A 22986-nucleotide genomic window follows, 5' to 3' on the forward strand; every position below is an offset into this window, starting at 1 on the left:
TTACGTAGTAAAATGAATATTACATGCGCCTTTCTTTGAAAAATTTTTGCATAATTTGTTTACTACGTTTTTCTGCTATTCCAGAATATATTTCTGGTTTATGATGACATGTTGCAAGCGTATAAAATTCGATTCCATTTTCTATCGCTCCTCCTTTGGGATTAGAGGCGCCATAATAAAGCCTACGAATGCGTGCAAAAGAGATAGCTGCCGCACACATTGTGCAGGGTTCTAATGTTACATAAAGATCGACTCCGGGTAAAGTTTCTTGTGACAATGTTTGGCAGCTCATACGGATAGCTAATATTTCAGCATGTGCAGTAACATCTTTCAGTTCACGGTTTCTATTTCCTGCTCTGCCAATAATTTTATTATTCAAGACAGCTACTGCTCCGACAGGAATCTCGTTACGTAAAGAAGCATTCAGTGCTTCTTCTAAGGCAAGGGACATAAAATTATTTTTGAGGATCATGATGGTTTTTCAAGTTATAATGCTTATATAGAAATGAATTGTATCGTAAAACATGCTACTAAGTATCTGTCTATTTTACAAGATAAGGTAGCATAGGAGTATGAATAAGGAGATTGAATTCTTGAAAGATGGGCAAATAGTACCAGAAGATTTAATGCCAGAAAGAGTATCGAAAGTTATTGCCCGTGCTGGCATTGCTTCTCGGCGTGAGGTAGAGCGCATGATCACGCAGAAAAGAGTAAAGGTAAATGGTGTTTGCCTGGAAAGAGCGGCAGTAAATGTTATTTCTACTGATTGTATTGAGGTAGATGATGTTCCTCTACGAAAAGCAGAAAGAACACGTTTATGGCTTTACCATAAACCTGTGGGATTAGTAACGACTCATTCCGATCCTACTGGACGCTCGACTGTATTTGATAATGTACCTAGTATCGTTTCGCGTGTCGTTTCGGTGGGTCGTCTTGATATCAATACAGAAGGACTCCTTCTGCTGACCAATGATGGGGGACTTGCTCGTATTCTTGAATTGCCTTCTACACAATGGTTGCGTGTCTATCGTGTGCGTGCTTATGGGCAAATAGATCAAGAGAAGCTGGATTTATTAAAGGAAGGCATAGTCATTAAAGGTATTCATTATAGGGGAATGCAGGTCACTATTGATTCGCAAAAAGGTGCAAATGTTTGGCTTACAGTAGGTCTACGTGAAGGTAAAAATAGAGAAATAAAAAAGGTTTTTGAATTTTTTAATTGGAAAGTAAATCGTCTTATTCGTATTTCATATGGCCCTTTTCAATTGGGAGAATTGTTAGAAGGGGATACGAGGGAAGTTGCAAAGAAAGTATTGCGTGAGCAGTTGGGTGCAAATCTTTTAAAAGAAGCAAGAGTTAATTTAGAAGGACTCGTTTATTCTTCTGAAACGCCAATTCGGGATCATTCGAAGATGAAAGTAAAGTCTGACGATATTTCGAAAACAAAGAATAAGAAAAGTAAAGTCCATGGATTTAATAAGAAAAAACATGTGGATTTTCCAATACAAAGAAGGAATCGTTCTTCTAATGTATGGATGGCACAAGGTATTCATTCGTCTCTTCCATATGAGAAGCAGGGAGAGAAGGATTATCAATCGATGCATGATACCGGTTTTAAAAAAAGGAAGTACTCTCATAAAAGAAATAAAAAATTGCATAAGAAAAGTCCATTAGATATTGTCAATAAATTTTTGCCCATAAAGAGGCAAAGACATCATTCCCATGATAATAATTGTGTAGATAACAAAAGTTAGTGAGATGCGGATTGTTGGAGGTAAGTTTCGAGGACGTTTGCTATATACGCCTAAGAATCGATCTATTCGTCCTAGTGATAGTCGGACAAAAAAAGCCCTTTTTGATATTTTAACGCATGTTTATCCTGATTATTTGGCTTCCACACGCATGTTAGATATGTTTGCAGGTACAGGATCCGTGGGGTTCGAAGCTTTATCTCGGGGTTGCCATTATGTTTTATTTGTCGATAATAATGCTGAAAGCATAAGGTTGATTCGTAAAAATTCTGAATTTTTAGGTGTAGAAAAGAGCTGTAATATTTTTTTTAAAGATGTTTTGCATTTAAGGAAGATCGGAAATATAAAGCCGTTTAAATTGTTGTATTTAGACCCTCCATATGGGCAAGGATTTGTTCAGGAAGTACTAGATACAGTAGATGAAGAGGGATGGTTGGAGCCGAATGCTTTGGTTGTTGTAGAAGAATATGCAGGAAGTGATGTATCAGTTGGGTCTGCGTTTAAGTTTCTTCAATATCGTAAATATGGTGATACGAAAATCCATTTTTTCTATTATCATCCTGTGTGAGGATTGAGAGGACTCAAATATATTTATTGATGAAAAACATTTTTCTTATTCATGCACAGAGGTGCTTTGAAAAAATTGTGTTCTGAGAATGTTTTTTAATGTCTTACGGTAATTTTATAATGTAAGAACTTATAATTTGACGATTGTTTCCATTTGTATAGTGTTAAAAATATTTTTACAATATACAAGTATGAATTATTTAGATGATAATATATATTATATTGGTTCTTATTTTTGCTTGCGATGCAATTTTTTAGTAATGGTAAAAATTACAACAGGGTAATTTGATATTACTATCTAAATTTAAAAATTATTTTTATTATCTAAGAAAATATATTCAATTTTTCGCAAAGATAATGATATTATCAATTAATGTCAATGTTGCAGAGTATGTTTGATAAGATGGATTTGTACTAGTGCGGAAAAATTGTGTTTGATGGATACGAGTTTTATGTATGAATGGGAAAAAGACCTTGATATAGTTAGATCAGCGGTTCAAGGAGCCAGTGCGATAGCTATGCGGTATTTCCTTCACTCTCCTAATGTTTGGTGGAAGAACGAAGGATCTTCTCCGGTATGTGATGCTGATATTGCCGTCAATGATTATCTTGAATCATTTTTAAGGCCTTTGCGTCCTTCGTATGGATGGCTTTCTGAAGAAACGGATGATGATCTACAGCGGTTAAATTGTGAGACTCTTTTTGTAGTTGATCCTATCGATGGGACAAGAGCATTTATTGATGGTAGAAAAGAATGGTGTATTAGCGTTGCAGTTGTTCATCGCGGTCGTCCTGTGACTAGTGTGGTGCATGCGTCAGCTTTTGATAAGGAATTTTTTGTTTCTGTTGGGATGAAACCAATTTGTAATGGGAAAAATATATCTGTTGCTTCTTCCGCAATAGGAGATTGTTTAATGGTAATGGCAGGGGATTTTTTATTAAAGGGACTAGAATCTTATATTCACTTCCAACAAAAACCTTGTGTATCATCGTTGTGTTTACGATTAGTTATGGTTGCAAGTGGGGAAATAGATGCCGTTATTGTTAATCGAAATTCTAATGATTGGGATCTTGCCGCTGCTGACTTATTGCTTCAATGTGCTGGAGGTGAACTAGTTGATGTGGATGGAAAATTATTAACATATAACCGTTCTCAGGTCAGTCATGACGTATTATTTGCTTCTACTAAATGTCATTTTGCGTCTTTTAAACCGCATTTATCAACTTTATAGATGGAGTTGAGCAAATATTTTCTTATTTTTAATCAGAATAGCAATAGTTGTAATTAATGGAGAGTAATGATTGTGACTAAAGATATCGATAAAGAGCAAGCTTTATATCTTGTATTTGGTGGAGAGTTAGAAGAAATCACAAAGAAAAAAATTCGTAATCTTGATGATATAGATGTTGTCGGAATATTTTCTAGCTATTCTAGCGCTTACGATGCTTGGAAGGAAAAATCTCAACAGACAGTCGATAATGCATTAATGCGTTATTTTGTCGTAGATATTTCTCGTTTTCCGTATTGTGATTTGGAAAAAAAATAGATCTAATATTTTTTAATCTGTTAAAGTGGGGATATGGACGTATTTTTTTTTGATTGTTTCTCATATCCAGTAGAATTTACAACAGAAAAATAAATATTTGGTACGCAAGGAATTTATTTTATTGGATGTTATAGTAAGTTATATACTTTTTGGAATATATCGCTGGGGTGGCATTCTATTAATGCCTTTTCTATCGTTTTATCTACATTTTCAGAAATTATTTGATAAGGAAAAAGCCACAATAGGGATAGAGAAGTTAGGTTATCCTAGTTCTTTTCGTCCTATGGGTCCGCTTATTTGGTTTCATGCTGTAAGTGTTGGAGAAACTATAGCGCTTATCGGACTTATTCGTGCGATACGAAATCGTAATATTAATGTTTTATTAACGACGAGAACTCTCACCTCTGCTAGAGTAGCGCGAAAATATTTGGGTCAAGAAGTAATCCATCAATACGCTCCTTTTGATATACAGCCTGTTCTTTTGCGTTTTTTAAAATATTGGCATCCAGATTATTTCATATTGTCGGAATCAGAAATATGGCCATTAACTGTCTTTGAATTATCTAAGAAACGCATTCCTCAGATTATCGTTAATGCACGCATGTCTGATCGTTCTTTTAGAAATTGGCGTATTCTTCCTTATTTTTCAAAAAAAATTTTTAGTCAATTTTCTTTGGTTGTTGTTCAATCTGAGAGTGATTTTATACATTATAAAGAGTTAGGGACAAAGAAATTAGTTGTATCCGGTAATCTTAAAGTAGATATCGTCCCCCTTCCATGTGATGATAAATTACTTTCTGTATATCAGAAAGAAATTGCAGGACGATGTACTTGGGCAGCAATTTCAACTTTTGAAGGGGAAGAAGATGCAGCGGTATATGTTCATAATTTGATTAGATCTCGTCAGGATATTCTAACTATCCTCGTGCCGCGTCATCCTGAGCGTTGTAATGCGATAGAACGAAGACTCGTTTCTAAAGGACTAAAAGTTGCTCGACATACTCGAAGAGATGCTTTGAGTGCAGATGTAGATATCTTTTTAGGGGATACGATTGGTGAAATGGGTCTTTATTTGCGTATGACTGAAATTGCTTTTGTAGGTCGATCTTTATCTTCTAATGGAGGGCAAAATCCTCTTGAACCAGCTATGCTTGGCTGTGCTATTCTATCCGGTCCGAATGTAGAAAATTTTCGAAATATTTATCAAAAAATGGTATCTTCTGGTGCTGTGCGGATAATAGAAGATGTTGAAAAATTGGCTAGTATGGTACATTCGTTGCTATCTGATCCCACAATGCGAGATGAAATGATTAATACGGCTATGAATGAAGTAAAAAAGATGCAGGGTCCTCTTAAAATAACGTTATGTGCCTTAGATCCTTATATTAGTTCTCTTGTTTTGCAACCTCATTTGTTGTCTCAGGAATTGTATTGTGGTAGATAAAATATTTTTTGGATAAGTTGAAAATATAAAAAAATTTTCATTTCAGTTGTTTTTACACAAACTTGTTGGGAGTGGTGTTGAAGATATTTGATGTGCGTTACATGATTAAGACTCCGTTATTTTGGTGGAAATCACAAGGGTTGTGTTCATTATTTCTTTATCCCATCTCTTTAATTTATGGTGCTATTTCATCGATACGTATGAAATATGGTCAGCGTTGGAATGCTCCAATTCCTATTATTTGTGTTGGTGGTTTTGTTATGGGGGGGACAGGAAAGACGCCTACTGCGTTGGCACTTGCTTCAGCCGTCATTGATAAAAATCTCAAACCAGGCTTTTTATCACGTGGATATGGTCGAAAATCAACTCTATCTCTTCGTGTTGATTTAGAAAAACATGGAGCTTATGATGTTGGAGATGAGCCACTTTTGCTCGCCCAACGAGCAACAGTCGTTGTTACGAATGATCGAAAAATGGGAGTTAAAATGTTACTCCAAGAAAGAGTGGATATTATCATTATGGATGATGGTTTCCATTCTGCTGATTTACGAGCAGATTTCTCTCTTATAGTGGTGGATTCTCATCGTGGATTAGGGAACGGATTAGTATTTCCAGCAGGACCTTTAAGAGTTCCGTTGTCAAGACAACTTTTGTATGTTGATGCTATTCTTTATGTAGGTGATACAAAAAATATAATTCCTAGCATTAAGAATAAACTTATTTATTTTTCTAAATTAGAACCACGTTTAAAATTTGACTTTTCTAAGACAAGAGTTCTTGCTTTTTCTGGTATTGCAGATACAAAAAAATTTTTTACTACTATTCAAAAATTAGGTGCAATTATTGAAAAACATTACTCTTTTGGAGATCATGCGCATCTTAGCGACAAGAAGATAGAGTGTATTCTTGATCAAGCTCAACAGGATAACTTAGTTTTGGTAACGACTGAGAAAGATGCAATGCGTTTATACAAACGTTCTGGAATAGCTGAAAAACTTTTGTCTATAAGTATAGTCATTGGAGTCGATATGATTTTTCAAGACCCAACTAATCTTTCAGATATAGTTGATAAGACGATTCTTTCTTTTGATAATAGAAATTCATGTATTTAATCAACAATTGTGCCAGCACGTCTTTCGGCTTCTAAAGAAGATTTTGAATCGGCATAAGGAACTTGTCTATCAACATTCCAATAACAAAGTTTTTGTAAAGGAATACGTTGTCCTGTAATTGCACATATTACATATGTTCCAGGACGTATAACCTTAAATGTGCCATCTTTATATTGAATGACTGCTTCATTTTCATTCGAGTCAATTTTATTATACATATTGCTCATCTTCTTTCTATATTAGTATGGAACAGGTAATTTGTTATTTTTAACGTCCAAATAATTTTTCTATATCAGATAATTTAAGTTTGATAAAAGTAGGGCGTCCATGATTACACTGACTACTATTATTATTTTGTTCCATTTCTCTTAATAATCTATTCATTTCTGTAAGATGCATTTTTCTCCCTGAACGGATAGATCCATAGCAAGCCATGGTTGCAAGAATTTTATCTATTTTATCGGTCAAATTATTCTTCGTATTGTTTTCTATAATTTCATCAACAATATCTCGTAAGAGTTGTGAGACATTGTTTTTAGAAAGAATTGCAGGGATCTCACGAATAGCAATGGCATTAAGTCCAAAACGTTCAACTGTTACTCCTAGTCGACGAAGATCTTCATCATGCTCTAAGATTAGTGCACATTCCCCTTCAAGAAGATCAATTATTTCTGGTATTAATAACGTTTGCGAAGTAATTTTATCATTTATATTAAAATCCTGTCGCATTTTTTCAAAAATGAGTCGCTCATGTGCAGCGTGTTGATCAACAATGATTAATTCATCGTAGGTTTGAGAAATAATATAATTTTGGTGAATTTGTGCACATGCCATCCCAAGCGGATAATTTGATGTTGTGGTATCGTTAATAGAATTATCATCCATAAAATATTTATTATTAGTAGTTAACAACTCTTTTGTAGATAAATTATTTTCTTGAAGTACAAGTTTTTCTTGAGAATGTGAGGGTATAGCCTTATGTTCATATGTTATAGGGCGAAATTTTTCTGCATTTTCTTGATGAAAAGAAGAAATCATTTTATTAGAAAGAATAGAAGAAGTGAAGTTTCTTTTCTTATTAATTGATTTCTGAATGCTTTGAATAATAAAATTACGTACCATAGAAGGATCACGAAAACGGACATCAGATTTTGCAGGATGGACGTTGACGTCTACTTGTGTTGGATTAATCTCTAATAAAAGCACAATAACAGGATAGCGTCTTAGTGGTATAGTTTCAGAATAAGCTATTCGAATTGTTGAAAGAATCAATTTATCTTGAATAATTCTACCATTGACAAAAACATATAATTGATTTGCATTTCCTCGATTAAAAGTAGGAATGCCTGCGTATCCCCGAAGGGTAATATTAGGGGATGTTTCATTTATTTCAACTGCATTGTTAATAAAATCTTCTCCAATGACCTGAGAAATACGATCGGGGAAATTGCCATCAGTAGATTTAAAATCCATTGTATAACGATTATTCTTAGTCGTTGAAAATGTGAATCGTACTGCGGGATAAGCAATGGCCATGCGTCGGATGACATTAGCAATTAAGTTAGTTTCTATCTGTTCGCTTTTTAAAAAATTTAATCTTGCAGGTATTGTAAAAAAAAGATCTCGAACTTCTACAATAGTACCAGGATTCATAGCAACAGGACGAACAGAGGATATTTTTTCTCCAGAAATGGTGATTTGTGCGCCAGTGTTATTTTGAGGAGAACGACTCATCAACGTAAGATGAGCTACAGCGCCGATTGAAGGAAGTGCTTCTCCTCTGAAACCAAATGTGCATATATTGGAAAAATTATCAAATATTTTCGATGTACAATGGCGTTGTACTGCCATTTGGATTTCTTCCGATGTCATGCCGAAACCATTGTCAGTGATCTGAAAGAAGGATTTTCCTCCCCCTGAAATCACAGTTTCAATGCAAGTAGATTCTGCATCAAGAGAATTTTCTATTAATTCTTTGATAGCAATAGCAGGTCTTTCAATAATTTCACCAGCAGCGATTTGATTAACGATTTTTTCAGAAAGTTTTCTAATTTTCATGGAGCGCGACATTTTGAATGAAACATACTTGATTATACAAGTTTATCAGGAGTTGCAAAGCAATAATTATTGATAGAAATAAATACTAGCGCATAATTATATTACTTTATCTCGAAATATAAGTAATTTCTATAACGGAGTTGCTGTTGTTTTATCACGAAACATTGTTATTTTCAGAAAATATATTTGTGATACGGCAAAAATCTTCTATGGAAAGATTTTCAGCTCTGAGGCTTGATTCTATTCCTGCTTGGCGCAATAAATTTTCACCTTCTAGTGGTTTTAAACTTTGTCTTAGTGTTTTTCGTCTTTTCCCAAAAGCTTCTTGAGTGATTTTTTTAAGAGATTCTAGGCAGCAGGGGATAGGATTTAAATGTGGAGTGAAGTGAACAACAGTTGATGTTATTTTAGGTTTAGGGAAAAAAACATGAGGAGGAATATCAAACATTATCTTGGCTTTTGTCCTCCAACTGGTGAGGATACTTAATCTTCCATAATGAGGATCATTTTTTTGAGCTGTTATACGTTTTCCTACTTCTTTTTGAAAAAGTAGTGTTAATGATTCCCAAAAAGGTGGCCAAGTAGAAGAAGTAATCCAGTTAAATAATAACCGTGTTCCAATATTATATGGAAGATTTGAAATGATGCGAATAGGGGCAGGGATGTGCGATAATTCTTTGAAGTCAATTTTCAAGGCATCGCCTTGTATGATTTCTAGTCGATTGGGATATTGTAAAGAAATATTGTTTAAAATTGGCAAAAACTGTGGATCTTTTTCTACAACGATGACTTTTTGCGCTCCTAGTTCAAGCAGAATCTGAGTTAAGTTTCCTGGTCCTGGTCCAATTTCTATAGCGGTAACACCATTCAATGAACCGGATGTTGTTGCAATTTTTTTAAGCAAATTGATATCAAAAAGAAAATTTTGTCCCATGTTTTTATGAGGTACAATATCGTAACGAGAGAGAATATTTTTGAGGGAATTTTTTTTATTTTTTGAGATCATCACAATGAGTTCTTTTGATATCCAAGTTGTGCAGCGATTTTAAGAGCCGAAACTAGGCTTTCTTCATGAACATTAGGGCCTCCTGCAATGTCAAAGGCAGTGCCGTGATCAGGGGATGTGCGTATGAAAGGCAAGCCGAGTGTGATGTTGACCGTTTGATTAAAACTAAGAGTTTTAACTGGAATAAGAGCTTGATCATGGTACATACATATAGCGACGTCATAGTTTTGGCGGGCACTATGATGAAACATGCTGTCGGCGGGAAGGGGTCCTATAATATTCTTGTTTTCTTTTTTCAATTGCACAATGGCTGGAGAAATTATATCTTTTTCTTCCATGCCAATAGTTGCATTTTCTCCCGCATGTGGATTGAGACCTGATATAGCAATACGAGGATGGTTGATTTTAAAGTTTTTTTCCATTGCGTTATGAACAGTGTGGCATGTTTCTATAATTAATTTTTTTGATAGAATATGGACAATATTTGCAAGCGGTATGTGGATTGTTACTGGGACAGTTCGCAATTGTGGATTAGACAACATCATAACTGGTTTATAAGTTATACCTGTGTTTTTTTTTGCTAGCTCAGCTAAAAATTCTGTATGTCCAAGAAAATTGAATTTTTCTTTATATAATAAAAACTTTGAAACTGGATTGGTAACCATTGCTAGTGCCTGGCCAGATAGAGTGAGAGAAACAGCTTTTTCAATATTAGCAATAGTATTAGATGCCGTTTTGGGCTGGGGTATTCCTGTTATAATTTTAAAACCACATGGAGAACTAATGATTGGCAATGCTTTTTCAAAAGATGAAACCGCATGCGCACAATCTGTTTCATAGAGAGGAATATTAAGGTTAAGTTGTTTTGCTCGCTCATTTAATACGTCTGGATCTCCAATATAAATAAAAGGAGGGATTGATCTTATTCGACGATTTGCCCATGCTTTAAGAGATATATCAGGGCCAATGCCCGCAGGATCTCCTTGCGTAAGGATAAGAGGCAACGAAAAAAAAGATTTGTCCATAAAGTATATTCAATCTATTGGTAGAATTGGATAATTGCATTTGCACGTAGAGTTTTCATATATTCTTCATCGTATTTTTTCATTTTTTTAGGGATTTCTTGAGTGTTAAAATATGCTTTTAAAGCAAGTTCACCGCCAATATCTCTTATATTGCAAATAGCAATATATTCGACGCCTTTTTCTGTAACATAGGTATTTGTTGTATTATTCTTTGTTTTTTTTAAAAGAATTTTTAATTGAGGTTGTAAATCAGATTCTAAAAAGTATTGAGGATTGCTAACAGATACATCATGCATCGCAGAGGCAAATTCTTCGACTCTATTGCAATTTGTCGGGAAGTGAAAACGAGATTTTTCTGCTTCATCGATTCTTTTTTGAATAAAATCTTCATTTTTATGTTTGTTATAAGGAACTGAAAAAATAATTTTTTTTACAAGGTATTCTCGAACAGTTAGGTTCTTTCCCCTTCCTTTTATAGAAGGCGGCATTTCCATTCCCAAACCTCTATATTTCATTATAAAAGTGTTTCTTACGATTTCATCCCATGCTAGTTGTATCGCAAGGTATTGTTTGAAATGATTTTCTCCAATTCCTAGATGTTCCAACATATCACTGAATTCTTCTGCTGAGATTCCAGTATTTCTAGCATATTGTGCAAAAAAATAATTCATAGAATTGGGATTTAATATAATACCGAAACCTTCTGATTCTTGTTTTTTTAAGGCTTCCGCTATAAGTTCTTGTTTCGCTATTTTTTTAAGATCACCATTGATCTTCCGTAGTTTTAAAAAAGCTATGCGTTTTGAAATATCACCATCAGTAATTGCCTCCCCATTCACCGTAATGGATATTTGGCTGGATATAGCCGATGATTCATATGGATAAAAACATGCTATTAATACAACACATACCGCTAATAGTTTTGAGAAACCATTAAAAGAACTACAACCTAGTAAGATCATCTAAATACCTTATGTTTAACTCGTATCTTGAGACTTTAAAAAATATTATGCAGATATATTCTATAGATTAAAAATAAATGATTGAACATATCTTAATCGTCGTTGAACTAAGGAGACGATTCGATTTCTCCAATGGTTCTAAGGGATAATTCAGCCTTAATTGTATAATTATTTATTTTTGACGATAGATTGTTATAAGAAATATTAAAGGTAGTACAGTCATTTTGATAAGACAATCCAATTGAATGGGATGGGATATAGTTAGCATTCTGATTATTTATATTCCATTTTAAAGATGCGTTTGCAGAAAAAACATTGTTTATTTTAAATTTTACTTTGGATTGAACCATATCGCGGACATCATTGTGATGATACAAAGAATATCGGGGAATATGTGTAAAATTCAAGCTACTTTGGAATGAATTCAAAGTATAGTCAATACTTGTATCCATGCGGCGTACAGTTAATTTTTTCTGGTTAATCAAAGCTTGAATAGAAAGCATGATATTAGAAGGAAGAGATAGTTTTGCTGCCCCAACATAATCAGATAATTTATCTTCAAGTCCTGAGTTTTGTTCTATTCCGATAGGATCTGGCAAAGAAAAAGAATTTTTCCCAAACAAATGAATCGACTGTCCTAATATTCCGTGAATTGTAAATTTATCTTTAAAAACTCCTGTATAGCGTACTCCTATATTAGCACGGCTTCCGCCTTCTATCCGATCAAAACCTGAAAATTTATTTCGCGTAAAGAGAGATGTAGAGTTAAGCATAAGGCTTTGGGCATCTTCATTAGGTATATTTTTGATAGATTGTTCGTTTGTTCCTAGGTAAACTTGCGATATTCCTTCCAAAACATGTCGCGATGCTTGTGTGATAGCAACAATTGGATATCGTATATCGATTCCTAGGGTTGTCATGCCACGTACAATAAAATTTTTATTATCTCGTAAGAGACTATGATTTAAGGAATCTTTTTTACTAGAAAGACTATGAAGATCTCCTCTTAGATTTAAAAGGGGGGTTAAAGATATGCCGAGAGGCGTTATAAAATTACGTTTAAAGTCCAAATCCATGCTTAATCTTTTATTTAAGCCATAAGGAAACCTTATTTCATAAGGATTCGTTGAATTAACAATAGTTTTTGGTTCTGCACGAGATATTGCGGTAATATTCCCAGTAATTGATAGTTCTTCTCTTTTAGAATATTGGGGATTAACGTAGAGATAGTCTATTAAAGGATAAACATTAGCTTGTGTAAGTTGTGATTCTCGCGGTGAGAGTGATCCCTGTGTGTAATAGTGTAATGCTCGTATATCAATGCTATTTTTTTCCCCTGTCCCTGTAAGATAAATTTTATTTTCTTTTGTTTTTAGGGAAAGGGGGGATGAATAGTAGATATAGGAAGTTTGGTGAGGAGTTTGTGCAGTGAGGTTCCATCCAAAATTCCATATAGGATTTATTTGGAATTTTGCAATGGATGATAACATTGCTTGATGGCGTGGTTCTTCTTGATTATTAGCAACATTAAATGCATTATACATATACGCAGCGTGCAATGTATGCATACCACTTTTAAAGCATTTACGAACTTCGATTTCATTTAAAATCCCTTTTCGAGGATAAGGAGAAAAAGTAATGGTTGCGTCTGAACTATCAGATATAACTACATAATAGGGTATTCCAAATCCAAATTTTTGCATTGATCCAATGGAAAATATTGGTGTCAGAAGCCCTGTTTTCCGCGTTACGGTTTCATCTGGAATTTCAATCATAGGAAGATAGATTACAGGATATCCAAAGAATTCTAAATACGTTTTTTCTAAGCGTATCATATGCGTTTGTCTATTGAGTATAATTTTTTTAGATTTCACCATCCAAAAAAGAGGGGAATTGGGTGATTGGACACATTTAGCGCAAGCAGTATATGTGCCTTGAGTAAAAATAGTATTTTTTTCATTTATGAGCTTTGCTTTTGATGCGGTAATATAGGTTTTGTTAGGTAAATCAATAGTGAGATTTTTAATGATACCATTTTTAAAATCTTGAGTTATATTAAGGTATTCTGCATGTATTATATGTTTATTAGGTTTAATAATTTTAATACCGCCATTAGCAACAATTCTTTTATTCTGACGATTCAGCATTATATGATCGGCAAACATATGATAACCATTATATTCTATCTTTATTTTGCCCTTGATAGTGGTCTTGTTAAGATCAAATACAAGCGTATCTGACGATACCAGTAGGTTGTTGTCAAGAATGTATTCCCGATCATTTTTATTAGGGGAAGAATTATTAATAACCTTTTTATTTGATGACGTCTCTTCTTGAGCGACTGTAAAGATTGTACTAAGCGCTAGAAATATTATTATGGTTACTAAAAATTTATAACTGTATTGCACCTTAACCATCCTCTTTTTTAAGAAGAATAAATATACTCAGACAAATTATAGAAATAATGGGAATTAATGCGGCGGCAAAAGGAAGTAAAATGCCGCTTTTCCCAAATGATTTCATAAGCGTTATAATTGTATAAAGCATAAATCCAGCACATACCCCATATGTGACGATAATGCGAGGTTGATTAGATCGGTTAAATTCTAAAGAGACAGCAGCGGCTATCAACGTCATTGCAACAAGCATGAAAGGTATAGATATCATAAAATAGAATTGAGTTTCTGAAAAATAATTTCGAAAAACACTCGATTGATGAGAAAAAATGACTTTTTTGATGATTTCGTAGAAAGAATGAGATGTGAATTGTTCGGTAAATTTCTGAAAATAATTCATTTTGATAGCGATATTGAGTATCGTTGAATTTTTAAAAACAGGGAGAGCTCCATATTTGTATTCCACTACTTCTTTAAGATAGATATTATTCTTTTGCACAATAGCGAAATGAGCATCCTGTCGAAAAATAGTATCGTTTTCTTTATTAACCGTGATAAAAGTGAAATCTTCTAAAATATTTTTTTCTGGCAATATTTTTTTTGCACCTATGAAGAAATCTTCTTTTTTATTTTCTATATGAATCCAAGGAATTATCTCTAGTGTTTTTTGATCATGAGTTCTCCAGTTGTTGACCATAGATATTCCCATTTTTTCTCCGGAAACAGCCATTGGATTGATAACTAATATTGTAAACATTCCTAATAAAAAAGATCCAGTTGTAAAAGGAGATAGCAATTGCCATATAGAAACTCCTACGGCGCGCGTTATAACTAATTCATTCGTTCTATTAAGATTAAAAAAAACAATCATACTAACAATTAAGCTTATAAATGGAATGGTTTGTTGGATGATTAATGGTAAACGTGTGACTGATAACATAGCCCCGCGGGATGTGCTGTATCCAGGAAGCTCACTCATGTTAACTTGTACTTCGTTCAAGTCAACGACGAAAATTACTACGGTAATGCCCAATATAAAATAACAGGTAATTTTCAGATAGTATTTGAAAAAATACCGCCATAAGATGCCCAATATAAAATCTCCGCCGGGTTCATAAACATGTTTTATATCTTGCTATATTTTCACATATTTTTTCTTAATCAAAAGAACAAGTATGCTGGATAAGACAAAAAAGAATAGGTATAGGATGGGAATATAAGAAGGGCTTTGCTCAATTCCTTGTATAATATAGGAAAATCCCGAGAAAACGCAAAAAGATAACAAAAGCGCTATCAATGAAGGGTGTACTTTCCTATAGTGACGTAGGGAGCTTGTTTTTTCGATAGATAATATAGAAATTAACCCAAATACTATAGGGAATAGCCACTGCGTTAATCGTTTATGCAATTCGGAACGGTATTTCCCGATAAAGTTTTCTCGATAACTAGGATTATTAGGATCAGGATTTAAGAGAAAGGATAGATTTTGATCATGAGCCTTTAGAGTAATATCTTGTTTAGCTAATAAAGATTGCATATCCAAGGCATAAGAATCAAATTTCATAATTGATATATCCTTAGATACAGATGATTTTCTATGCACTTCACCTTTTTGTAAGATTATGATTTTTTTTTCTAAATCTACAAACCCACTTTTTGCATAGTATATTCTATGTATGATGGGATCACTTGAGTCTATTGCGAAAATTCCTTGCATTGTATTATTGGGATTTCGTTTTGAAACTTTGATATAAAAATTATTATTAAGATTGAAAAATAGGTTTTCTTCTAAAGAAGACAATGTAAGGTTTAGGTATGCTTGTGCACCGAGTCTTTTTATTTCAGTACGATATTTAGGTTCTAGTGTATTTTCTAAGATGAATAAGAATATACTTAATAAGATAGCAAAAAACAAAACAGGTTTTATGAGTGTAATGCGGGATGTTCCTGTATTATCAATGATAAAAAGTTCTGCGTTTCTATTCATGGCAGTGAGGACGTTAGTAGTTTCCATGGTAAAGCAAAAAGGCACTGTCATTGGGATAACTGTTGGAAAAATTAGGTAGGATATCTGGCATAAAATGGTTATTGATTCAGCATTATTTGATACAAGGTTGATACGTTGTAAGATTTGCATTGTCCATGCAATCAACATTATGAATAAGCATGAAAGCAGAAACGACCAGCATATGCGACGCAATATATAAAGTTCAAATAATTTCATAGAGACAATAAATAATCCATATAAGGTTTATGTGAATTGTTGATAACCCAAGGGTATTGAAATTGTTGATAAAAAAATAGTATGATTTGTTTGTATAACTGAGCGGTTACCGATTCTACCTTATTACATATAGGAAGAATTGTCAGCCATATTTTTGTATTTTATAGAGAAAGAAGATTTCTCATAAGATAGTAACACAAATAGGTGAAATCAAAATTATGGATATAAAGTTTTCATTCGCAAGGAATCCTTTTATTAAAAAAGGGGGTATGGCGATTCTTTTAAAAACAAATTTTTCTGATGTGACAGGTCTTTCTTTTGTTGGTTCTCTAGGTGTTGTGGAGCGGGCAGCATCTGTTAAAAATTTTACGGGTGAATCTAAATCACATTTAAATATTCTAGTTCCCGAGGGTTGTGTTTGGGATCGCTTGGTTGTTGTCGGGATAGGTGATCCTAGGATTAAAGATGAAAAATTTTCTTGGTTAAAGGCAGGTGGGAATGCAGCTTCTTTCATTGAAGAAGATAAGAATATTGAAATATTTGTTGATGTTCCTGAGTATCCTATAACAAAAGAAGAAATAAGAGATTTTACTCTTGGATTTATATTGAAGCTTTATAATTTTGATCGGTATAAGACCAAGAAGAAAGAAGACAGTTCTCTTCAGTCTAATGATAGTATTAATGATAGTATTTCTGTCACGTTTATAACACAAACGTTTGAGCAATCTAATCCAGTTGTAGCAGATATTAAATCCGTTGTTAACGGAGTAAATCTAGCTCGAGATATTGTTAATGAGCCTGCAAATGTTTTGGGAACAGATGAGTTTTGTGAGCAGGTGAAAAAACTTGAAAGCCTTGGCGTTGAAGTGGATATTCTTGATAAGGATACTATGGCTCAGCTTGGAATGAATGCCCTTTTAGCTGTTTCTCAAGGATCATCTCGTCCTCCATATTTAGTGGTTATGAAATGGAATGGTGGAAATCAATGTGATCAGCCTCTTGCCTTTATAGGCAAAGGAGTGGTTTTTGATAGTGGGGGTATTTCTCTTAAACCATCTAATGGTATGGAAGAAATGAAAGGTGATTTAGCGGGAGCTGCGGCTGTTACTGGATTGCTGAGCGTTTTAGCAGAACGAAAGGCAAAGGTCAATGCAATCGGTATTTTAGCTCTTGTTGAGAATATGCCAGATTCTTCTGCGCAGCGTCCTGGGGATATAGTGAGGTCACTTTCTGGACAGAGCATTGAAGTTATTAATACTGATGCAGAAGGAAGACTTATTCTTGCGGATGCCTTATGGTACTGTCATACCCATTATAAGCCTGCTTTAATGATTGATCTAGCGACGTTAACTGGTGCAATGGTTGTTGCTTTAGGAAATGTTTATGCTGGATTATTTGCAAATAATAATCCGTTGGCAGAACAATTGCTTTCTGCGGGATTGTCTACGGAAGAGCTTCTCTGGCGTATGCCTATGAATGATGAGTATAATAAACTCATTGAAAGTAAATTTGCTGATATGAAAAATATTGGGGGACGAGGTGCTGGATCTATCGTTGCCGCTCAGTTTTTAGAAAAATTCGTAAAGGATACTTCGTGGGCACATATAGATATTGCTGGAACAGCTACGGGCAATCATCCTAAAGAAATTAATCAATCTTGGGCATCAGGGTTTGGAGTACGTTTATTAGATACATTTGTGAGAGACTTTTATGAGAAATGACAGATTTTCTTTTCTGTCGTTTCAAGCATAATTGGCAAAATGACTTTCTTATTTTGTTGGAAAGCGAATACCAAAATGGTTTGCGAATCTCTATCCAATGTGGCTCTGAAAGAATACGAGATGCATTGAATGAGCGGTTGTGGACTTGGAAAAAAGACAGTTTTATGCCTCATGGTATAGATGTAGGGGAGGAAGAAGCCCTTGCCTCTTTTCAGCCAATTTTATTAACAGTAAGTTCTAATAACGCTAATGCATCTATGGTACGATTTTTTGTTGATCAAGCATCTATGCATATAGGAGATATGGATCATTATAAAAAAATAATTTTTATTATTGATACCGATGATCAGGCAAGTCTTAAATGGGGGCGTGCAAATTGGAAAAACCTGAAAAGTAATGGGTATAAACTAACTTTTTTATAATGATGGTAGTAAGTTATTGGAAAATAATGCTTTGGGATATAAAATATAATTGCAATGTAACGCAATATAGCATGATATGCTCATGATATTTGGAGATAGGTTAAAAAGGATATTTCGCAGTGAATTTAATGTGGAATTCGATGATAAGTAGAAGATTATAGAGTTAAGGATAGGATTGATATGGGTATAGAAAGAACTTTTTCGATGATAAAGCCTGATGCTGTAAAGCGTAATTTAATAGGTTCTATTATTAAAGAATTAGAGGATAATGGGTTACGGATGGTTGCTGCTAAGTTTTGTTTGATGAATAAAAAGCAGGCTGAGGATTTTTATATTATTCATAAAGATCGATCTTTTTTTTCTGAATTAGTACAGGCAATGACTTCAGGTCCAGTTTTTTTACAGGTTCTTGAAGGAGAAAATGCTGTATCTAAAAACCGTGAGATTATGGGTGATACTGATCCTAAGAAGGCATTTAAGGGTAGTATTCGCAATCAATATGGTCTTTCAATTGGTGAAAATTCAATTCATGGATCGGATTCTTTGCAAACTGCTGTAGAAGAAATATCCTATTGGTTTGCTAAAAATGAAATTTTCGGGTAGCGCAGTCTGCGTTTTATACCAGTAGATTATAATATTTTTTAATTTATTTGTGGCGTATGGAGGGTATTCCTTACCTTTCGTACTGCAACATGAAAATTTATTCTTTTTGTATTGAGCATTCAATACAACTGATATTCTATTATATTTTGGGATATGCAAAAAATATAATATTAGAGATATGCTAAGATGATCAAATTAATTATTCCATCAATTAAATGGCATCGACTATTTAAAAATTGGATTTGTATTATTGGGCTATTAGATCCTTGTTAAAATCGAATAACAATAGATCTATATCTGAATATTTTATGATAATATCTCTTTTTGTGTTTGGAAGAGAGCATTGACGATATCTATCATGACTAGATTAGTTATACACGTAATATTTTTTTTCTACTTTTAATAGAGATTAAATGAAACAAGAAATCAAAAAAACTATATTTTATACAAGCCATTATTCCTTGTTGTTTTTTAATAAAAACATTTCATCTGTACATTTTGTTGAGTTATTGACTATAAAGATGAAAGCTATCTTGTTATTGTGGATTAATTAGTTTTATAGTCCAAAGACAATTTTTTTATTTTAAGAAATATATATTCCAAAAAATTTATTACGGGAACAATTTATGGTTTTTAACAAAAGTCTTTTTTTCAATTTCAAACGGTTAAAGAAATGTTACAACGGCAGTTTTTTTGTGATTTCTGCATTGCTATTACCAGTTATATTTATGGTAATTGGTCTACTTATTGATCTTGTTCGTTGGGGATATTATCACAACTCTTTGGTGCAAGCAGTGAATACAGCAGCTCTTTCTGCTTCAGTTCAATTATTAAACTCCGTGGAAGATAAATCTAAAGAAAAAGCATTATCTTCTGTGCTGGGAGAAAACAATATAAAGCAATATTTGCTTAATAATTTAAAAATTAGTCTATACAATAATTTTGGAGAGATGGATAGTCAACGTATTATTCAGCATACGAAGGTAAATATTTATAATAGAAAAGGCACCCATATAATTAACGTATATTCGCACTATAATTTACCGTTAAATCCATTTTCCTTGTTTTTTATGAATCTTATAAACATAAAATCATGGCCAATAACAACAGTGGGTGAAGCAGAGGTAACGAGTAAGAAGAATTATCACAAAGAAGAGGGAGTGTCGGTTCAATGGTTAATAGATGACTCTGGCTCCATGGGTAGTATTATAGATAGAGCTTGTTTTGGTAGTAAGCAGTTAAAATCACAATATAATGTCGGTAGTAAAATTGGAATTGTTAGAAATGAGAATGCTGATACTTCGGATTCGTTTTATCCGATTGTTGGTGAGCTGGTTTCTTGTGATAGATCTTTGTATTATGTATTGAATGATAAAAAGATACTAGAGGATGATGATTTAGAAGAAAAAAACCTTGATAATCATAGCCAGTATTATATTCGTAAAAGATATCTTGTACGCGATGCTTTAGCAACATTTATCAAGCGTGTAAGGAAGATTGATAATCTTAAAGATAAATTGCGGATGTCATTCATGTATTTTAATGAAAGGATTGATCATTATTTTCCTATGACTTGGGGAATAAAAGAGTTTAAACAAGAGGTTTCCTCACATTATAAAAGAAAGCACGAGAATACCGCGACAGATATCCATCCTATTTTACAGGAAGCATATAATAAACTTCATAGTAAAAATGAAGATGATGAGCATAAAAAGAAAAATTCTGTTGAGGTGAAAAAATTTATAGTATTGCTGACAGATGGTGCACAGAATGAGGGCGTTCATTCTGTTGATTCTGTGTTAAAAATTTGTGATGCTGCCAAAGAAGAAGGAATAAAAATATTTACAATAAGTTATTCAGTGGATTCCTCTGAGAGAAAAAAAGCAAATGATTTCCTAAGTAGATGTGCCAGTCCAGATAAGTTTTTTGAAGCTTATGATGCCGATAAGCTCAATATGATTTTTAAGGAGCATATAGGTGATGCTATTTTTGAACGATTAGTAAAAATTAGGAGATAAAGAATTATTTTCCCAAAGAACGCTAAGAGTAAATAATTATTTATGATGAGATCATTCTTGGAATAGTAAAGGAATTTTTAATATTGAGAGATATAGTAGATAAATTAGTTTGAATAAAAGTCGGGAAAAATATAATGTTTGATATTCTATTACTCAATTTATGAGGATAGGAAGATGGTTGCAATCTAATTAGATACATCTAAATATTATTCTCTTCTATATACGTAAAAAGAGGAGCTTTCTCATAATTAATATTTTTTATATCTTAAGATTATTTGATGTTAAAAGGTACGAAAGTGGTATAGTATAAAAAACCTATAAATCAAGATCCCCTGATTCAGAGTTAGACTATCATAAGTTGTTGTTTTTTTTACTAATTAGTACATATTTTTTATGAGTATATAACCTGTAAGGTATTTATATAATATTTGAAATATTGATGACGTAACAAGACGTTTTTAGGAAAGAAGAGATAGATCATATAGATTTTTTGTACTTTATTAATATTCCTATTTGTTTTTTTCCATCACTTTCTAATAAAAAATCATAACTTTAAATGGATGCATTCAGCATACCGATTATAAATCGTTCTTCATAACTTATATTAAGTGGGAAAGACTATTTTCTATCCTATAAAAAATTATTCAACGCTGACATTGCTTGTTAAAGGTTTTAAAAGTAGTTTTACTGGATAGATAAGAGATATTATTCAAAATAATTAATCAATTAATACGATGGATTTACTCGATCCCGATATGTTTTTTAAATTCTTTTTGATCTAATTTATTTTCCCATTTGCTTACAACAACTGTCATAATTGCATTACCAATAAAATTTGTCACTGAGCGGCATTCTGACATAAATCTATCTACCCCTAATATCAATGTCATTCCAGCAATGGGGAGCGATGGAAACAAAGATATTGTTGCGGCTAGCGTTATAAATGCTGATCCTGTAACTCCTGCTGCTCCCTTTGATGATACCATTGCAATAAGGACGAGGGAAATTTGTTCTTCTAAGCTCATGGGAATATTTGTCGCTTGTGCAATGAATAACGTTGCCAACGTCATATAGATATTACTTCCATCAAGATTAAAAGAATATCCTGTAGGAACAACCATACTCACGATTGAACGGTCACATCCAGCCTCCTCCATTTTTTTCATTAAACCTGGTAAGGCAGATTCTGAAGAAGAAGTGCTTAAAACCAAAAGAATTTCTTCTTTTAAAAAGAGTATTAATTTGATTACAGAAAATTTAAAGAAACGTGCTAAAGATCCCAGTATGACCAGAATAAAAAAAGCAGATGTCATATATAAACAGGCGACTAAAAAGATAAGATTATAAACTGAAGATAGACCATACTTTCCTATTGTAAAGGACATTGCACCAAATGCTCCCACAGGTGCAGCTCGCATAACGATAGAGACCATTTTAAAAACTGGAAAATTAATTTCTTCGAGACATTTCGTAATAGTGCTTGATTTTTTACCAACGAGAGAGAGAGAGATTCCAAACAACAAGGCAACGACTAGTGTTTGCAATATATTTCCAGACGTCAAAGCGCTGAGAGCTGTATGAGGAATCATATCCTCTAAAAAATGAACAAAAGATTTTGAATGAGATGACCCGATAGGCATTGATATGCCCGTTTGATTCAATGATTTTAAGTCGACATTCATTCCGACTCCAGGACCTGCTATATTCCCAACAACTAATCCAATCACCAGTGCTAATAATGAAAATATAGTGAATAGGACCATAGACTTCCAGAAAATCCTTCCGATGACTTTCATGTCTGTCATGCGTGCCATACCTGTAGAAACGGTAAGGAATATAATTGGTGTAATAAGCATTTTTGTGATTTTTATAAAAATTTCACCCAATGGTTGCATTTGCACGCCTATTTGTGGGAAAAAATGACCGAGCGCTATGCCTATGGAAATTGCTACAAGTACTTGGATGTAAAGACGTTTGTATAGGGGAGGAGGTTGGCGATCTTCATAAACCTTAATATTCATGGTATGCCTCTTATAAATATCTGTAAAATAATTCTTAAATTCTAAAGGAACATAATTGCATATAATTTATGTAAAATCTATAAAAATTTCTCACTAGCAAAAAATATTA

20 protein-coding genes are annotated in these 22986 nt (G+C 33.4%); 10 read left to right on the top strand and 10 right to left on the bottom strand.

Annotated elements, in window-relative coordinates; all coding sequences use genetic code 11:
* Positions 1 to 19: 19 nt before the first annotated feature.
* Positions 20 to 472, bottom strand: a complete 453-nt coding sequence (locus CKC_RS02120) for a nucleoside deaminase (RefSeq protein ID WP_013461838.1) — start codon at positions 470 to 472, stop codon at positions 20 to 22.
* Positions 473 to 572: 100 nt separating this feature from the next.
* Here CKC_RS02120 and CKC_RS02125 point away from each other — a divergent pair, with 100 nt between their 5' ends.
* The 6 genes from CKC_RS02125 to lpxK all read left to right on the top strand — a co-directional run bounded on the left by CKC_RS02125 (position 573) and on the right by lpxK (position 6421).
* Positions 573 to 1754, top strand: coding sequence for a pseudouridine synthase (locus tag CKC_RS02125; protein WP_013461839.1), 1182 nt, complete (start codon positions 573 to 575; stop codon positions 1752 to 1754).
* Positions 1755 to 1758: 4 nt separating this feature from the next.
* Entirely contained in the window at positions 1759 to 2319 is a 561-nt protein-coding gene (rsmD, locus tag CKC_RS02130; protein ID WP_013461840.1) for a 16S rRNA (guanine(966)-N(2))-methyltransferase RsmD, read from the top strand.
* A 436-nt stretch (positions 2320 to 2755) separates the two neighbouring features.
* Positions 2756 to 3550 carry a 3'(2'),5'-bisphosphate nucleotidase CysQ gene (locus tag CKC_RS02135; protein WP_244391992.1) on the top strand — a complete coding sequence of 265 codons (795 nt, stop codon included), beginning with the start codon at positions 2756 to 2758 and terminating at the stop codon, positions 3548 to 3550.
* Between the two features lie 66 nt (positions 3551 to 3616).
* Positions 3617 to 3865 (top strand): DUF4170 domain-containing protein, encoded by a 249-nt coding sequence (locus CKC_RS02140; RefSeq protein WP_013461842.1) that lies wholly within the window; start codon positions 3617 to 3619, stop codon positions 3863 to 3865.
* A gap of 181 nt (positions 3866 to 4046) precedes the next feature.
* On the top strand, positions 4047 to 5309 hold the full coding sequence (locus tag CKC_RS02145) for a 3-deoxy-D-manno-octulosonic acid transferase (protein ID WP_050780913.1): 1263 nt from the start codon (positions 4047 to 4049) through the stop codon (positions 5307 to 5309).
* 101 nt (positions 5310 to 5410) lie between these two features.
* Complete coding sequence (gene lpxK, locus CKC_RS02150; protein WP_044054269.1) at positions 5411 to 6421, top strand: tetraacyldisaccharide 4'-kinase; 1011 nt, start codon at positions 5411 to 5413, stop codon at positions 6419 to 6421.
* Here the strand turns inward: lpxK and CKC_RS02155 are convergent.
* From CKC_RS02155 to CKC_RS02190, 8 genes are all read right to left on the bottom strand, one after another.
* Entirely contained in the window at positions 6418 to 6639 is a 222-nt protein-coding gene (locus CKC_RS02155) for a DUF2093 domain-containing protein (protein WP_013461845.1), read from the bottom strand. The genes lpxK and CKC_RS02155 overlap by 4 nt on opposite strands.
* Before the next feature lie 49 nt (positions 6640 to 6688).
* Positions 6689 to 8479, bottom strand: coding sequence for a DNA mismatch repair endonuclease MutL (mutL, locus tag CKC_RS02160; RefSeq protein WP_044054270.1), 1791 nt, complete (start codon positions 8477 to 8479; stop codon positions 6689 to 6691).
* Between the two features lie 154 nt (positions 8480 to 8633).
* Positions 8634 to 9485 (bottom strand): 16S rRNA (adenine(1518)-N(6)/adenine(1519)-N(6))-dimethyltransferase RsmA, encoded by an 852-nt coding sequence (gene rsmA, locus CKC_RS02165; RefSeq protein ID WP_013461847.1) that lies wholly within the window; start codon positions 9483 to 9485, stop codon positions 8634 to 8636.
* Positions 9485 to 10510 carry a 4-hydroxythreonine-4-phosphate dehydrogenase PdxA gene (gene pdxA, locus CKC_RS02170; protein ID WP_013461848.1) on the bottom strand — a complete coding sequence of 342 codons (1026 nt, stop codon included), beginning with the start codon at positions 10508 to 10510 and terminating at the stop codon, positions 9485 to 9487. The genes rsmA and pdxA overlap by 1 nt, the downstream gene beginning before the upstream one ends.
* 14 nt (positions 10511 to 10524) lie before the next feature.
* Positions 10525 to 11472, bottom strand: coding sequence for a hypothetical protein (locus CKC_RS02175; protein ID WP_013461849.1), 948 nt, complete (start codon positions 11470 to 11472; stop codon positions 10525 to 10527).
* 107 nt (positions 11473 to 11579) lie between these two features.
* Positions 11580 to 13889, bottom strand: coding sequence for an LPS-assembly protein LptD (locus tag CKC_RS02180; protein WP_013461850.1), 2310 nt, complete (start codon positions 13887 to 13889; stop codon positions 11580 to 11582).
* A complete protein-coding gene (locus CKC_RS02185; protein ID WP_244391985.1) occupies positions 13882 to 14961 on the bottom strand; it encodes an LptF/LptG family permease in 1080 nt (359 codons plus the stop codon). Before CKC_RS02185 ends, CKC_RS02180 begins: the two co-directional genes overlap by 8 nt.
* A 42-nt stretch (positions 14962 to 15003) precedes the next feature.
* Positions 15004 to 16092: an LptF/LptG family permease gene (locus CKC_RS02190; RefSeq protein ID WP_044054075.1), complete on the bottom strand. Its 1089-nt coding sequence runs from the start codon at positions 16090 to 16092 to the stop codon at positions 15004 to 15006.
* Positions 16093 to 16310: 218 nt separating this feature from the next.
* Here CKC_RS02190 and CKC_RS02195 point away from each other — a divergent pair, with 218 nt between their 5' ends.
* The 4 genes from CKC_RS02195 to CKC_RS02210 all read left to right on the top strand — a co-directional run bounded on the left by CKC_RS02195 (position 16311) and on the right by CKC_RS02210 (position 20856).
* Positions 16311 to 17813, top strand: coding sequence for a leucyl aminopeptidase (locus tag CKC_RS02195; RefSeq protein ID WP_013461853.1), 1503 nt, complete (start codon positions 16311 to 16313; stop codon positions 17811 to 17813).
* On the top strand, positions 17810 to 18235 hold the full coding sequence (locus CKC_RS02200; RefSeq protein WP_013461854.1) for a DNA polymerase III subunit chi: 426 nt from the start codon (positions 17810 to 17812) through the stop codon (positions 18233 to 18235). Before CKC_RS02195 ends, CKC_RS02200 begins: the two co-directional genes overlap by 4 nt.
* A gap of 180 nt (positions 18236 to 18415) precedes the next feature.
* Positions 18416 to 18838: a nucleoside-diphosphate kinase gene (ndk, locus tag CKC_RS02205; protein WP_013461855.1), complete on the top strand. Its 423-nt coding sequence runs from the start codon at positions 18416 to 18418 to the stop codon at positions 18836 to 18838.
* A gap of 626 nt (positions 18839 to 19464) precedes the next feature.
* Positions 19465 to 20856 (top strand): vWA domain-containing protein, encoded by a 1392-nt coding sequence (locus CKC_RS02210; protein WP_013461856.1) that lies wholly within the window; start codon positions 19465 to 19467, stop codon positions 20854 to 20856.
* A gap of 740 nt (positions 20857 to 21596) precedes the next feature.
* Here the strand turns inward: CKC_RS02210 and dctA are convergent.
* The gene (dctA, locus tag CKC_RS02215) at positions 21597 to 22877 is read right to left on the bottom strand and encodes a C4-dicarboxylate transporter DctA (protein WP_013461857.1); all 1281 of its coding nucleotides are present in this window, start codon (positions 22875 to 22877) and stop codon (positions 21597 to 21599) included.
* Positions 22878 to 22986 lie beyond the last annotated feature (109 nt).

This window comes from Candidatus Liberibacter solanacearum CLso-ZC1, assembly GCF_000183665.1.
In the GTDB taxonomy this organism is placed as follows: domain Bacteria; phylum Pseudomonadota; class Alphaproteobacteria; order Rhizobiales; family Rhizobiaceae; genus Liberibacter; species Liberibacter solanacearum.

Coding starts and splice junctions, on each gene's coding strand:
- CKC_RS02120 (WP_013461838.1), bottom strand. CDS start 472: ATGATCCTCAAAAATAATTTTATGTCCCTTGCCTTAGAAGAAGCACTG.
- CKC_RS02125 (WP_013461839.1), top strand. CDS start 573: ATGAATAAGGAGATTGAATTCTTGAAAGATGGGCAAATAGTACCAGAA.
- rsmD (WP_013461840.1), top strand. CDS start 1,759: ATGCGGATTGTTGGAGGTAAGTTTCGAGGACGTTTGCTATATACGCCT.
- CKC_RS02135 (WP_244391992.1), top strand. CDS start 2,756: ATGGATACGAGTTTTATGTATGAATGGGAAAAAGACCTTGATATAGTT.
- CKC_RS02140 (WP_013461842.1), top strand. CDS start 3,617: ATGATTGTGACTAAAGATATCGATAAAGAGCAAGCTTTATATCTTGTA.
- CKC_RS02145 (WP_050780913.1), top strand. CDS start 4,047: ATGCCTTTTCTATCGTTTTATCTACATTTTCAGAAATTATTTGATAAG.
- lpxK (WP_044054269.1), top strand. CDS start 5,411: ATGATTAAGACTCCGTTATTTTGGTGGAAATCACAAGGGTTGTGTTCA.
- CKC_RS02155 (WP_013461845.1), bottom strand. CDS start 6,639: ATGTATAATAAAATTGACTCGAATGAAAATGAAGCAGTCATTCAATAT.
- mutL (WP_044054270.1), bottom strand. CDS start 8,479: ATGAAAATTAGAAAACTTTCTGAAAAAATCGTTAATCAAATCGCTGCT.
- rsmA (WP_013461847.1), bottom strand. CDS start 9,485: ATGATCTCAAAAAATAAAAAAAATTCCCTCAAAAATATTCTCTCTCGT.
- pdxA (WP_013461848.1), bottom strand. CDS start 10,510: ATGGACAAATCTTTTTTTTCGTTGCCTCTTATCCTTACGCAAGGAGAT.
- CKC_RS02175 (WP_013461849.1), bottom strand. CDS start 11,472: ATGATCTTACTAGGTTGTAGTTCTTTTAATGGTTTCTCAAAACTATTA.
- CKC_RS02180 (WP_013461850.1), bottom strand. CDS start 13,889: ATGGTTAAGGTGCAATACAGTTATAAATTTTTAGTAACCATAATAATA.
- CKC_RS02190 (WP_044054075.1), bottom strand. CDS start 16,092: ATGAAATTATTTGAACTTTATATATTGCGTCGCATATGCTGGTCGTTT.
- CKC_RS02195 (WP_013461853.1), top strand. CDS start 16,311: ATGGATATAAAGTTTTCATTCGCAAGGAATCCTTTTATTAAAAAAGGG.
- CKC_RS02200 (WP_013461854.1), top strand. CDS start 17,810: ATGACAGATTTTCTTTTCTGTCGTTTCAAGCATAATTGGCAAAATGAC.
- ndk (WP_013461855.1), top strand. CDS start 18,416: ATGGGTATAGAAAGAACTTTTTCGATGATAAAGCCTGATGCTGTAAAG.
- CKC_RS02210 (WP_013461856.1), top strand. CDS start 19,465: ATGGTTTTTAACAAAAGTCTTTTTTTCAATTTCAAACGGTTAAAGAAA.
- dctA (WP_013461857.1), bottom strand. CDS start 22,877: ATGAATATTAAGGTTTATGAAGATCGCCAACCTCCTCCCCTATACAAA.